This is a genomic window from Photobacterium sp. TY1-4, from assembly GCF_025398175.1.
Lineage (GTDB): Bacteria > Pseudomonadota > Gammaproteobacteria > Enterobacterales > Vibrionaceae > Photobacterium.
On the sequence record NZ_CP099734.1, the window covers coordinates 2,167,542 to 2,181,051 of the forward strand.

Below are 13,510 nucleotides of genomic sequence, written 5' to 3' on the forward strand. Positions count from 1 at the left end.
GTGAAAATCAGCCAGGTCGAGATGTTCATCCATACCAGCCAAAGCGGCTCCATTGCGGAAGCGGCGAGAAAACTCAACAAAAGCCGCACCACCGTCAGCGCCGCCTTAAGTGCCTTGGAAGATGACTTGGGCGTCCAGCTACTCACCCGCTCCGGGAACAAAGTGATGCTGACCGAGATCGGCGAAGCCATCGCCAACGACTGTGAGCGACTGCTGCAGATCAGCAAAGATATTGAGGACAAATGCCACCAGCACCTGAACGGCGTCGAGACGAGCCTGCGAATTGCCCGGGATGATGCCCTGCCGGAAATCCTGTGGCGTCAGTTGATCCAAGCGATGAGTGAACGGTTTCCCAACACCAGTATCTCGATTTATGTCGCGCCGCCACCGGAGCTGGAGCAGATGGTGCAGGAAAATATTGTGGATGTAGCGTATACCCTGCTCACCGATGATCACCGGATTTCACAGGTGGCGCAGAACAAGCTGGGGCAGATCCGAATGATGTCTGTCGCCCATCAAGAGCATCCGCTCGGGCGGCTGCGCCAGGTCAAACGCAGCGATATGGATCGCTACACTGAGGTTGCCCTGGCCTATATTGACGACGAGAGCCTGAAAGCTTTCACGCCAAGGGCCAGCAACTTTATTGCCCTACCCTTTTTTGAGCACATGCGTGATGCCGTACTGGACAATACCGGCTGGGCCTATGTCCCAGCGCTGCTGATCAATGAGTATTTACGGGAAGGCACGCTGAAGGTCCTCAAATACAATCAGGCGATGAGCTGGCAGTCTTATGGGGAAATAATGAAAAGCGACAGCCGTCCGGGAAGTGTGATCCAGTGGCTTTCCGATCAGCTGGCAGACTATCTACTCGAAGCGAATCATTAACCGATTGCCCCGCGTTAACGGGACTGCTATCTTCGCAAAAAAAAACAAGGCGACTGCCTGTAAAAGCAGTCGCCTTGTCTAGTTGATCAGCAGCTTACACCACAGCCAACCTGTTTCACTGGTCACCTGGCAAGCTTGCCACAGACATGGCAAGCTAAATCCAGAGCAAATGGATGACCGAGTCAGCCCGCCTGGGTTGCCGACACAGGGTTCGCTCTGGCGACCTGCAGCAGAACCTGGACCGGGTGTTTCATCCGGATATGCTCAAACCGCTTCACCTGGCTGCGGCATGAATAACCGGTTGCCATACAACGCTCGGTATCGAGTTGCTCCAAGTTCGGCTGCCAGCTCAGATCGTAGATCCCGCGGGACATCGCCAACTTGTCTTTTTCATGACCGAAAGTGCCGGCCATGCCGCAACATCCCACCGAAACCGGCATGAGATTCGCCCCGAACCCGGCAAAGATCTGCGCCCACTCTTTTTCCGCATTCGGCATTTTGGTTTTTTCCGTACAGTGCGCAAACAGGTACCAGCGATCCGCTTCGCGCATCGACCGGACCGGGAGCGACGGCAACAGCGGCAGCAGCCATTCATGTGCGGTCATCACATGGAAGTCGCCGCGGGTCTCCCCCAGCACTTCCTGATATTCATCGCGATAACACAACACCAGTGCCGGATCGACCCCGACCAGCGGGATCCCAAGCTGGGCTAGTTGGTTGAGGAAATCTGCGGTATTGCGAGCGGTTTTAGCAAACTGACGCAGGAAGCCTTTCACATGCTGCGCCTTGCCGTTCGGTTTAAACGGCACCAGCAGCGGTTTTTTGCCCAGAGTTTCCGCCAGCAGGACAAAATCACGTACCACTTCAGCGTCGTAATAACTGGTAAACGGATCCTGGACGATCAGCACATAGTCTTCACGCTCCTGCGCCGACAGGGCCTGTAACCATTGCAGATCAAACCGGGTCGCATGGTGGCCATCAAGCCCTTCCAGCAAGGTCGGGACCGACAGCGGCGGCATGTCGACATAACCGATGGTTTTCTCGGTCAACTTTTTCGACCATGACGGGCGCATCAGGGCATTGAAGGTCACCGGGGCCTTGGCCATCAGCGGCAGATAGTTTTCGACATACGCCACCAGATAGTCCTTGGCCGGACGCTGGTAACGGCTGTAGTAGAGATTCATAAAGCGGGAGCGGAAGCTCGGCACATCCACTTTGATCGGACACTGACTGGCGCAGGCCTTACAGGCCAGACAGCCGTTCATCGCGTCCATCACTTCATGGGAGAAATCATACGTCTGCTTGCCGGCACCGAATGTATTTCTGAAGCGGTCGATGATTTGCTTCACCGACGGGGTGCGGCTCATCAGTTGCTCTTCGAGCTTCACCGGATCGATCCCCTGCTCGGCCAGCAGTCGCAACCACTCACGGACCAGCCCGGCCCGGCCTTTCGGCGAATGGCGGCGATCAGCTGTGATTTTCATCGACGGACACATCGGCGAGCTGGTGTCATAGTTAAAACATAACCCGTTGCCGTTACATTCCATCGCGCGGCTGAAGCTATCACGCACCTTGACCGGGATTTGGCGATCAAAAGTACCGCGTTTCACGCCATCGACTTGGACCAGCTCGGCATCACTATCCAGCGGGGTACAGATTTTCCCCGGGTTCATCCGGTTATCCGGGTCGAATGCCGCTTTGATCCGCCGCAGCTCAGTAAATAGCTCGTCGCCGAAAAATTCTGGGCCGTATTCAGAGCGGTAGCCTTTGCCGTGCTCGCCCCACATCAGGCCGCCGTATTTGGCCACCAGCGCCACGACCTGATCGGAAATCTCCTTCATCAGGCGTTCCTGCGCCGGATCGCACATGTCCAGCGCCGGACGCACGTGCAGTACCCCTGCATCCACGTGGCCGAACATCCCGTAGTCGAGTTGCTTTTCGTCCAACAGCTGGCGGAACTCGACGATAAAGTCGGCAAGGTTTTCCGGTGGCACACAGGTATCTTCGGCAAACGGCACCGGCTTTTTACTGCCTTTTGCGGCACCCAGCAAGCCAACCGCTTTTTTGCGCATGGTGTAAATTTTCTGGATCCCCGCCAGATCATCACACACCTGATAGCCAATCACCCCACTCTCACCGCGAGCCATCAACGCATCGAGCTGCGCACACAACGCCTCAACCTGACGACGGTTTTCCGCCGGATCATTACTGGCGTACTCGACCATGTTGATCCCGAGCAGGGTTTTCCCCGGTACATCTGTCAGCAAATCGCTGACGGTATGCCAGACGATATCCTGCTTGGCCAGATTCAGTACCCGCGAATCCACCGTCTCCACCGACAGCGCCTCCGCTTCGACCATCATCGGGGCATTGCGCAGCGCCGAATCAAAACTGTCGTACTTAATATTGACCAGAGTGCGGGATTTCGGGATTGGGGTAATATTGAGTTTTGCCTCGGCAATAAACGCCAGCGAGCCTTCCGCGCCGCACAACAGGCGTGCAATATCAAACTGCGACATCGCCTCATCATAGCCGTGCTTGAGGTCATACCCGGTCAGAAAGCGGTTCAGCGGCGGGAATTTATCGAGGATTTGCTGACGCTTGTCGCGACACACCTGCGCCGAAACCCGGAGCGCCCGGGCGGCAAAATCATCGCCCTGGCTCTGTACCGCCAGCGCTTGCTCCGTCAGAGGCGCGGTGTCGAGCACTGAGCCGTCCACCAGCACCGCTTTGAGCGCCAGCACATGATCCGAGGTTTTACCGTATTTCAGGGAGCCCTGACCGGATGCATCGGTGTTAATCATCCCGCCGATGGTGGCCCGGTTACTGGTCGACAGATCCGGCGAGAAGAAAAAACCGTGGGGACGCAGCGCATCATTGAGCTGATCTTTGATCACCCCGGTTTGCACCCGAACCCAGCCCTCTTCCGGATTCACTTCCAGGATTTGGTTCATGTGGCGGGATAAATCAACCACGATCCCCGGGGTCAGTGACTGCCCGTTGGTGCCGGTACCGCCGCCCCGGGCAGAAAAGGTGATGGCCCGAAATTCAGCCTGCTGGCCGATTTGGCCAATCCGCACCAAATCTTCGGTCGAGCGCGGCAGCACCACGGCCTGCGGCAGTTGCTGATAGACACTATTATCGGTTGCAACCGCCAGACGGCTGGCATAACTCTGCTCAATATCGCCGGTGAACCCGGCTTGTTCTAATGCATGCAGATAAGACAGTACGACATCGTCGATACTATTCTGATGGGTCAATACAGGTAACATTGCTCTCCTTGTCCAGTATTACCGCCGTTCCCTACGGCTACTGGCCTCTCTTATAGAAATCGTTTGCCCTCACTTTACCGCACTCCAAATATGAAACAAAGCGTGACATTGCGCACGGCGCTAAATCAGTGAGGAATCCTGGCAATCCGTTCCTGACGGCGGATGATGACGGATGGTGCCCCCACCAGCCACATCAACGCCAGCGCCCAGCCGATGGCCCAGATCACCAACACCATGGCATTGACCGAACTGTGGTCGGAAATCAATTCGGTGACCAGCATCACCAGGCTCACCCCCACCACAGAAGCCACCAGAATCTGCCATCGTGTCACCATAGTCGGGATACTGCCGGCTGCCGGCAGTTGATCGACCACTAATAAAAGCCCCACCAGCCCGGCAAACAGATACGTATGATCCGGGGCCTGGGTCAGCACTGCAATCAGGCCGCATATCAAAGCGCTGATAAACCAGAATCCGCGGCTGACAACCATCGCCGCCAGCGGAAAGCGTTGTGCCGCCTGCCACCACTGAAACAGTGCCAGCAACACCAGCCCCAGCAGAATGCTCACCACAATATCACTGAAAAAATGGACGCCGTACCAGACCCGGGCCAGTGCTTGCCCGCCAATCAGGAGCGGTAATAAACAGAAGGTCCCCCACCGCAGCAACGGGCCGACCCGGTGGCTCAGCCAGGACCAGCCCATGCCCCACAAGACGGTGGCCGTCAGCGTGTGACCGCTGGGAAGACCAAATCCGTACGCATTGACTTTTTGAAGTTCCGGCATAATGTCGGAAGGGCGCGGTGAGCCCACGCCAAGCTTAATCAATGAACTGGTCAACATCGTCAGCATCAGGATCACAAACAGCTGTAACATGGCACGGGGACCAAACCAAGCCGTCACCCCGACAACCAGTAAGGCGAGCACTTTGGCTTCTCCCGGCAGGTTCAACCCCCACATCAGCCATTCGACCCCCTGTTCGAGCGGCGCGGGCAACGAACGCGTCCAATTCTGGAGCGTTTCGATCCATTCCAGTTCAAGTCGGTGATAGGAGTATGCATGCTGAGCTAAAACGGCATACACTTCGATGGCGCTGGACGGGGTCTGGGCCAGCCATTGCGGTAAACTGCTGACATCCTGAGGGTAACGGTACTGCTTTTCTGTCAATAACGTCGGATCGACTAAATAAACCCGGCGCACTTCCTTGGCATAATGTTTGGCAAACCAGGAGGCGACAATGGGATAACCGGACGGATCCTGAAAAGAAGAAACCAGGATCGGCGTTTTGGCCACGCAACTGAAAATAGCAGCCCGCCCCCGATAGGTGATCAAGTCTTTGACTTCCACCTCAATTCCGGTTTCTTCCAGTGCTTCTCGGGCCGCCGCCTGGGCAGCCGTCTCGCCTGCATCAATATAGCCCCCCGGCAGTGACATTTTTCGGATAATGGCTTCAGAGAACATGACAAGTTGATTATCATGGCGAATAACACAGGAAGCACCCAGCAACTCGGATGGCGGAGCACTGCTCTCTTGTAAGGCGGCAAAGGTATTTGCAGATATGGCGATCATACCCAGAGCAAATATGAATAAATATCGGAATACAGAAAATAGACAGGCAAACACAGCAAACCTTTCCCCAAACATTTCTGCTCATCATATCAGCTCGCTGGGGAATGTCCTACTTACGACATTATTTTTATCAAATATAACAACAAGATATGGAATAACAACCGGTTACAGGACCCACGATGACCCCCATTGAACTTGCACCTGATTATTACCTGCACAACTTTCGCCGACTGATTGACACAGTCGAGCAGCGTTACCAGGATTTGCTCAGTGACGATGAGTCACACTGGGTCGTTCAGTTTCGAGGGCTCACCGCCGAAGCACAGATGTTGTACGTCCGCCTGTTGTCACGCAAGGGTGAGTTTTTCCGTCTCGGCAAACTCAGCTACCCGGAGATTGGTGATTTGGCTTGCGCCGCCAGAGCCCTGGCCGATCGGGGCCTGATTGAGTGGCACCAGCACACCTGGCCCACCGAGCAGTTGGCCGCTTTGTTCACCAAACCAGAACTGCTGAGTCGGTTTCCGGCGTTATCGCCTTTCAAGCAGGCCCGCAAACCGCAACTAGTCGAAGCGCTGGCGGCACGCGCCCCCGCCCCGGAGGACTTCGGAGACGATATTCTGCGGATCTGCCATCAACAATATCTCAGCACGTTCCTGCTGCTGTTTTTCGGCAACCGGCACCAGGATCTCAGCCAGTTTGTGCTGACAGATCTCGGCCTGCACCAGTTTGAAGCTTATCCGGTTGATCGCAACAACCGCTTATTTACGGCACGCCAGCAGATTGAGCAGTGGTTGATGCTGTCTGATCTCAGCGACCAATACTGGCAGGCGAAAGATCGCAAAGATCCAGAGCCGATCCCCGCCCTCGCCCAGCAGATCCCCGCGACATATGACTGGCCGCCGCTGGAACGCAGACGACAAAAACTGATCAATCTGATCGCCCGTGACCTGGAGCGAGCCGAACACTTTGATGTCGCCTTGGCACTGTTTCGCCAGAGTGAGCTCCCCCCTTCCCGGGAGCGTCAGGCCCGGATACTGAATAAGCTCGGCGATCCGGACAGCGCGCTGACTTTAGCCCGGCAAATGCGACAGGCACCCCACAATGAAGAAGAAGCCGATGTGGCGGCCCGATTGGAGAAAAAGCTTTGCCGTCAGCTCAATCATCCGTTTGCGCCGGTCCCCGAACCGGATATTACAGAGAGCCACCTCCAACTGGCGTATACGGGGCAGCGGGTCGAGCTGGCAGTCGCCGAGTATTACACCGTGCAGGGCTGGCAGGTGTTTTATACCGAAAACAGCTTGCTGTGCGGGCTGTTTGGCCTGGCCTTCTGGGACATCATCTTTGCGCCGGTTCCGGGAGCATTTCTTAACCCGTACCAGCGCGCGCCCCGGGATATGTTCCAGCCCGAGTTCACCCAACAACGCCAGGGGCAAATCCAGCAACGACTACAGGATATTGCGCAGGGTCGCTGGCAACACTGGCACCGCGTCTACGATGCAAAGTACGGCCTGAGCAATGACTGGGTCAATTGGCCGCTGCTCCCGCCGGAGCTCCTGACCCTGAGTACCGCATGTTTTTCCGGCCCGTTGCTGGCCCGGCTGTTTGAGCGGATCCTGTTTGATCCCCGCAGCAACCGCGCCGGGCTGCCGGACCTGATCCTGTTTCAATCCGGCCAATACCTATGGGTCGAAGTCAAAGGTCCCGGAGATAAATTGCAAAGTAATCAAATCCGTTGGCTGAGAACCTTTGCCGAGTTGAATATCCCGGCGCGCGTCGACTATGTCCGCTGGAACAATAATGCCGACGAGCCGGATCAGCCTTAGTCGAGTTCCGGTCAAAACGGCTCAGGATAAAGTATGAAATTCGGAACAAAAAAGTCCCAAAAAAGCGGGATTTTCCACCGCATCGCTTGAGCAAATCAGAAGGGAAGGTCTAAGATTTAATCATTAAAATACGTAATTATACCAGACTGATCAGGACACAGATCCGAGCTGTCGTGGTCCAGCCCGTCAGATTGATATTGCGGCCTACGCGTCACCACACCAGGCACGCATGAATATTGGCAGGCAGTTCAAATCCGACCTCTGAATCAGTCGCAGTGGTACGTGGTATTTGGGCATGAAAAATACAAAAACGATCAACAAAATCCGCTATGGTCACCGATCCGGCGCGATCACCACCTTCATTAATCCGGACGACATGTATGAGCTCGATCCTTTCGTCCTGTGGGATCACTTTGAAGCCAAAGAAATCGTCCGCTCCATCGGCCTCGATTACCACGGCCATTCCGGTATTGATGCGATCAGTTACCCTGTCACGGGACGACTGCGCCATCATGACTCTGCCGGCAGCCATGTCACCCTCAACAGTGGTGATATCCATGTCATGACCTCCGGAAACGGCATCATTCACCAAGACACCATGACGCCGCAGGACGGCCGGGTCGAGTCATTTAGCTTGTGGACCGCACTTCCGGCAGGACACTCTGAAATGGCTGAAGCCTCCAGTGTGAATATTGCCTCCCCGTGTATTCCGCTGGTCGAAGAGACCGACTCGACAACCAAGGTCCTGATCGGCCAGTACAAAGACATCATGAGCCCGGTGCCCTACAGCATTCCGGTCACGTATCTGGATATTATGATCGCCCCCTACGGATGCTGGCAATTTGAACCCGATGCCAAGCAAACGACCGGCTTTCTCTATGTCCGCTCCGGGATGATCTATATCAACGGTAATCAGCTCCACCCGCACCAAATGGGCACCCTATATCCTTCTGCCCTGCCGCTGGAAATCAAAACCGGCCGGCTCGGCGCCCGGTTCTTTGTCACCTTGGGTGAACCGCTGCACCAGCACTTTGTCTCTTCGGGGAGTTCAGTGCATTCGACTGCCGCCAACCTGGTCTCCGGGACCCGACACATTGCCGAGCTGCTGGCCGCACGCAAATCCAGACATTAACCGAACCCTGTTCGGTTTCGAGGTTTGATTTCGAGGTTTGGTGTCGAGGACAAGCCAGCGGTCAGTTCCAGTTCGACAGTGAGGCGGTATGGGCAAATTCAGGCAGTATTGCAACGGATGGATGACATACCACCATCATTCGAAGCCCCGATGGCGACGCTTTCTGCGCCTGGCCCTGTTTGCCATCGGACTCATGCCATTTCCGGCTGATACCCAGGACATGGGCCATACCCCGCCGCCGTCTGTCGCCAGCAAAGCCCGGATCAAAGCACTGTATATCTATTACTTTGCCAACTTTGTCCGCTGGCCCGAACAGCGTCATCCCAACCGATTTTGCACCTACGGCAGCGATCCAGTCACCGCAACCCTGCACCAACTGGTCGAGCGCAAGAATCAACCGAATAAACAATTCAACATTCAAACGCTGGATGATCTGAACAGCCTGTCGACACAGTGTGACATCCTCTATCTCACGGCCGAACGACTGGCTTATCTCCCGGTCGTGCCGCAAATTCGCGGGATCCTTACCGTCAGTGACAGTGATGTGTTTCTGCAAAAAGGCGGCATGATTGAGCTCCGGACCTACCAGCACCGCATCAAACCCGCCATTGCCCTGGAGCATGTTAATCGCAGCGAACTGACGATCAGCGCCCACTTGCTGCGAATTGCCCTACTCCCCGCGAATGTAAAAACCGGGGGCCGGGATGAGTAAGTTGATGCGACGACTCTCGTTAAGCCAGCGGCTTTCCATCCCGGTGATGAGTGTCATTATTTTGGTTTTTCTCTGTTTTCAGTTCATCACGTATCAGAACTATCTCAGCATTGAGCAGCAGAATCTGCTAACCCGGACCCGGATCCTGGCCAGTGGTGTCGGCATGAATCTCACCGCTGCCGTTCTGTTCAACGATCCTGTCGTCGGTAATGAAGTGCTCTCAGCCTTTAAAGCGGATCCATTGGTGGCCTGGGTCCGGCTTGAACACCCCGATCATCGCGTGTTCGCCCGCTATGAAAATCCGGCGCTCACTTTCGTGCCACCGAGCACCGAGCAGCAGCACCAGATTGCCAGCCAGGGCCACCACTTCGGAGATGATCTGCTCTATCTGATCGTGCCGGTGACCCTGGACAATGAGCCGATTGCCCACATGCACATTGCCGTCTCCCTGCAAACCTTGAAAGAAGTTCGCCGGACCCATTTTCAGATCAGCTTTGCGTTGCTGCTGGTGATCTTTGCCATCAGTGCCTATGTGGTCAACCGGATCCAAACCTGGGTGACACAGCCCATCACCCAGCTCAACCACGCGATGACCCGGATCATCAAGAATGAAAATCCGGCGCCGCTCCAGCCCCATACCTATGATGAGCTGGGCGAATTGGTTAAATGTTTCAACAGCATGCAGGTCAAACTGAACGAGCGGAATGCCAAGATCCGCGCGACGCTGCGCCAATTGGGCGATGAGAAGGCCTTTGCTGACGATATTATCGAGACAGTTCAACATGCGTTGATTGTGGTCGATGCCCAGCAGCGCATCACCCTGGCCAACGAAGCCTGCGCAGGGGTCTTAGAACACAAACCGGACAATCTGCTCGGCATGCAAATTAAAGCGGCCATCCGGCCGGAAGCGCCGGACATATTTCAAAGCCAGGTGCAGGCCGTACTCAAAGGGGAACACCAGCTTGATCAGACTGTAGTGATTGGCGCCAATTCGGGCGGCGAGACCCGGTACTATCAGCTCACCAGTCGCCCGTTGCATAAACGCCAGCAAACCCTGTTTGCGATTGAGAATGTGACCAAACGCCAGTTAGCGCAGCGGCAGCAAAAGATGGCCGCCAAGGTCTTCGACAGCAGTCAGGATGCAATCATGCTCCTCAACAGCGCCGGCAAGGTCCAGATGGTCAACCCGGCATTCACACAATACTTAGGCTATGACGCCCGGGAAGTGATCGGCCGTCATTTCCACCGATTCATCGATGTCGCCACCTTTGGCCGGATGGAGCAGCTGATTATGCGCGAGCTGGCACAGACCGGTCACTGGCAGGGGGAAATTAACCAGCGCTGTAAAGACGGCTCTTATATTCCGCTGCTGGTACGGATCAATAACATCAAAGACAGCCACGACTTGCAAACCGTCCTGATCGCCTCCGACCTACGCTCAATGAAAGAGATGAAACGACTGGAACACCTGGCGACGCACGATCCGCTGACCAACCTGGCCAACCGCAGCAAACTGTGCGAGGAAATCGATCACTTATTAATGGCACAACAACAGTCCCAGCAGCTGTTTGCCGTACTGTTTATCGATTTGGATGACTTCAAACAAATCAATGACAACTATGGTCACAATGCCGGGGATTTGGTGCTGAAGATTATTGCAGAGCGTCTCAATCGCACCGTGCGTCGCAGCGATCTCGTTGCCCGGCTGGCTGGTGATGAATTCGTAACGGTGATTTATCCGGTGGGCCAGCAAGCTGATGTCGTGCTGACCAGCCAACGGCTCCTGCGCCGGATCAGAGAGCCCATCCAACTGGAGAAGGAAGCGCAGGTTGATATGGGGGCCAGTATCGGCTGCTACTATGTTCACCCGGAGCAGGGGCTGACCGTCGAAGATATCTTACGGCGGGCCGACAAAGCCATGTACGGCGCCAAGCTTTCCGGCAAAGGGCAGATTATTGAGTTCAACACCTACCATCCCGGCCCGCGGAGTGTATAAGGCACAGTGCTAAGCCATTTGGGGGGATGCGGTCCTATCGCCGCAATCCACCCGCTTCCGGCGATCTTACGGGCGGCAGGCGCACTGAAAGGTGCCTTTTGAGCTGAACCATACCGACTGCGCTTTCTTGCGGCCAATCAGCAGTGGGCCATCATCGAAAAACAGGAAGTTTTTCCAGTTCCGCTTGAACACGCCCCACTTGGTTTCAATCACATTGTATTTCTCATAACAGAAAAATACTGTGGTGTTGTCTTCCCAATCGATGAACTCAGCAATTGCTGCCGGCAGATCCGGCTCATCACCATCCCAGTCGCCCTGCCAGTCCAGCGCTTCACTCCAGAGAGCACTCTCACTCGGCCAATCCCCTTTACCGAAATGATCGGCATCCGGGCTTTGTTTGCTGATGTGTTCGCGCCAGAGCTCTGCGGAGCGTGCCTGCGTTAAAGGCTTAATCTGGGATAAATCTTCTGCCGCGACCGGCATGGAGGCGTGGGTAAAAATCCACTTGCGGGAATAACTGTCTAACTCTATGTAGTTCATGCTGCGACCTAACATTACAATGCCCGGGCAATGTACCTCAGTCGTCTGGATTGTTCCAGTGTTGCAGAAAAAGCTGTTGAAAAAGACCGCAATCTTCGTCGGGGAAACAGCAGGATGTTCGAGACAGGAGCCAGCAGAGCGCACAGTGATTGCTGCAGGACCGGCTCCGAAGCAGCGTGATTTCAATTACTTTTTGGCGTCCCAAAGATTACTGACCCAGCCGCCGATATTGGCATCATAATGACAGCCACTAAAGTGCTGTTCGATTGTCGGCGCTTGCTGGTGTCGTTCGTGTAACAGTTGAGAGATGTGGCAGGCCATCGGATCACCGTTTTCCAGCAACCGCTGTCGTGTTGCAACTTCTTTAATCACCCGCAGACGATATGCTGAATTCATTTTTTTCATCGGACCTCACCTCTCTGTCAATTAAACCCAGATAAAAATAGGAGCGAGTCGGAAGGCCGTCAAATTTCCGACATCAAACGGTCATATTTACGGTCTACCGCGACAAACGCAAAGCATTTACTTTCAATGGGTTAACTTTGACAGCGCTGCCCGTTGCAACAACGAAAACGCCATTTTACGGCTAAGTCATTCATTGTTTTGAATTAATTGTGAAAAAAAAGATTCATAATTTTATCTGGATCGCAGTCACATCCGGCAGGTTCAGCCCCCGGCTTTTTTGCGTAATCAGACACCCACTGCTAACGTTTAATGACGATATCTGTCGGCTGGAGGTCTGGTGAAATTACAGTTAGCCGTGCATGCCCTACTGGGGTTGGGAGTCGGTCTTTTGAGTCCATCAGCACTGGCGCTCCCTGCACAGCAATACCATCAGTGCACCAAGTCATTTACGTATGATTTGTTCCTGAGCAACCACCGGATTGGTCATTACCAGCGAACCCTTAACTGGCAGGGGGATCAGGTTCAAATCCGCTCCTACAGCACGATTGATATCAAGGTGTCGAAGAGTCAGTTCCGACAGAACAGTCGGGTCTTCTGGTCTGAGCAGGAAAATGGCTTTTTAACCCACTCCTTTGAACGCCACATTTCCGGCTTGATGGCCGGTCAGACCTCGGCAACGTTCAGCGAGGATGGCCGACGAACATCGCTGCAACATGAAGGCGACACCCTGACCTTTACCAGCCAGGACATCCCGATCCGTGATGGCGATGCCGTCGGTAGCCAGATCCGGCTCAATCTGCTGAACGGAAAGAAATCTTTTGATTTCAAACTGCAAGGTACCGATGACGTGGACCGGTATTACTTTGAAGTGAAAGGACAGGAATACATCAACACCAACTTCGGCCGCCTGAAAGCATTCCGGGTCGAGCAGGTTCGTAAACCAGATCGCCAGTTGGTGATGTGGTTTGCGCCGGCGGTGGACTATCAACTGGTCAAAGCCACCTACGAGCGCCGTCTGTTGAATCTCAAAGCCATGCTGCTGCGCCAGGATATCCAATGCCCGCAGACAACAGCCACGATGCAATCAAATGCCACGATACAATCTACTGCCACTTCGCAATCAACGCCCTCAATTCCATAAGGTCGCCAACGTTGCAATGAATAACATCAGGCTGCA

At 54.8% G+C, this 13,510-nt stretch carries 10 protein-coding genes; 6 read left to right on the forward strand and 4 right to left on the reverse strand.

Annotated elements, in window-relative coordinates:
- Positions 1–885 (forward strand): LysR family transcriptional regulator, encoded by an 885-nt coding sequence (locus NH461_RS10160; RefSeq protein WP_261600243.1) that lies wholly within the window; start codon positions 1–3, stop codon positions 883–885.
- 182 nt (positions 886–1,067) lie between these two features.
- Here NH461_RS10160 and NH461_RS10165 read toward each other — a convergent pair whose 3' ends face one another.
- Positions 1,068–4,157, reverse strand: a complete 3,090-nt coding sequence (locus NH461_RS10165; protein WP_261600244.1) for an FAD-binding and (Fe-S)-binding domain-containing protein — start codon at positions 4,155–4,157, stop codon at positions 1,068–1,070.
- A 125-nt stretch (positions 4,158–4,282) separates the two neighbouring features.
- The gene (locus NH461_RS10170; RefSeq protein ID WP_261600245.1) at positions 4,283–5,725 is read right to left on the reverse strand and encodes a phosphatase PAP2 family protein; all 1,443 of its coding nucleotides are present in this window, start codon (positions 5,723–5,725) and stop codon (positions 4,283–4,285) included.
- A gap of 179 nt (positions 5,726–5,904) precedes the next feature.
- On the opposite strand from NH461_RS10170, the gene NH461_RS10175 reads away from it, so the two are divergent.
- From NH461_RS10175 to NH461_RS10190, 4 genes are all read left to right on the forward strand, one after another.
- On the forward strand, positions 5,905–7,548 hold the full coding sequence (locus tag NH461_RS10175) for a VRR-NUC domain-containing protein (protein ID WP_261600246.1): 1,644 nt from the start codon (positions 5,905–5,907) through the stop codon (positions 7,546–7,548).
- Between the two features lie 295 nt (positions 7,549–7,843).
- A complete protein-coding gene (locus NH461_RS10180; protein ID WP_261600247.1) occupies positions 7,844–8,680 on the forward strand; it encodes a pirin family protein in 837 nt (278 codons plus the stop codon).
- Positions 8,681–8,801: 121 nt separating this feature from the next.
- A complete protein-coding gene (locus NH461_RS10185) occupies positions 8,802–9,392 on the forward strand; it encodes a YfiR family protein (RefSeq protein WP_261600248.1) in 591 nt (196 codons plus the stop codon).
- A complete protein-coding gene (locus tag NH461_RS10190; protein ID WP_261600249.1) occupies positions 9,385–11,388 on the forward strand; it encodes a diguanylate cyclase domain-containing protein in 2,004 nt (667 codons plus the stop codon). Before NH461_RS10185 ends, NH461_RS10190 begins: the two co-directional genes overlap by 8 nt.
- Before the next feature lie 66 nt (positions 11,389–11,454).
- On the opposite strand, the gene NH461_RS10195 is transcribed toward NH461_RS10190, so the two are convergent.
- Together NH461_RS10195 and NH461_RS10200 are read right to left on the reverse strand one after the other, a co-directional pair.
- The gene (locus NH461_RS10195) at positions 11,455–11,928 is read right to left on the reverse strand and encodes a DUF2947 domain-containing protein (RefSeq protein WP_261600250.1); all 474 of its coding nucleotides are present in this window, start codon (positions 11,926–11,928) and stop codon (positions 11,455–11,457) included.
- Positions 11,929–12,114: 186 nt separating this feature from the next.
- Entirely contained in the window at positions 12,115–12,333 is a 219-nt protein-coding gene (locus NH461_RS10200; RefSeq protein ID WP_261600251.1) for a hypothetical protein, read from the reverse strand.
- Positions 12,334–12,670: 337 nt separating this feature from the next.
- Here NH461_RS10200 and NH461_RS10205 point away from each other — a divergent pair, with 337 nt between their 5' ends.
- Complete coding sequence (locus tag NH461_RS10205; protein WP_261600252.1) at positions 12,671–13,474, forward strand: DUF3108 domain-containing protein; 804 nt, start codon at positions 12,671–12,673, stop codon at positions 13,472–13,474.
- Positions 13,475–13,510: the final 36 nt, after the last annotated feature.

Coding starts and splice junctions, on each gene's coding strand:
- NH461_RS10170 (WP_261600245.1), bottom strand. CDS start 5,725: ATGATCGCCATATCTGCAAATACCTTTGCCGCCTTACAAGAGAGCAGT.
- NH461_RS10180 (WP_261600247.1), top strand. CDS start 7,844: ATGAAAAATACAAAAACGATCAACAAAATCCGCTATGGTCACCGATCC.
- NH461_RS10200 (WP_261600251.1), bottom strand. CDS start 12,333: ATGAAAAAAATGAATTCAGCATATCGTCTGCGGGTGATTAAAGAAGTT.
- NH461_RS10165 (WP_261600244.1), bottom strand. CDS start 4,157: ATGTTACCTGTATTGACCCATCAGAATAGTATCGACGATGTCGTACTG.
- NH461_RS10195 (WP_261600250.1), bottom strand. CDS start 11,928: ATGAACTACATAGAGTTAGACAGTTATTCCCGCAAGTGGATTTTTACC.
- NH461_RS10190 (WP_261600249.1), top strand. CDS start 9,385: ATGAGTAAGTTGATGCGACGACTCTCGTTAAGCCAGCGGCTTTCCATC.
- NH461_RS10185 (WP_261600248.1), top strand. CDS start 8,802: ATGACATACCACCATCATTCGAAGCCCCGATGGCGACGCTTTCTGCGC.
- NH461_RS10175 (WP_261600246.1), top strand. CDS start 5,905: ATGACCCCCATTGAACTTGCACCTGATTATTACCTGCACAACTTTCGC.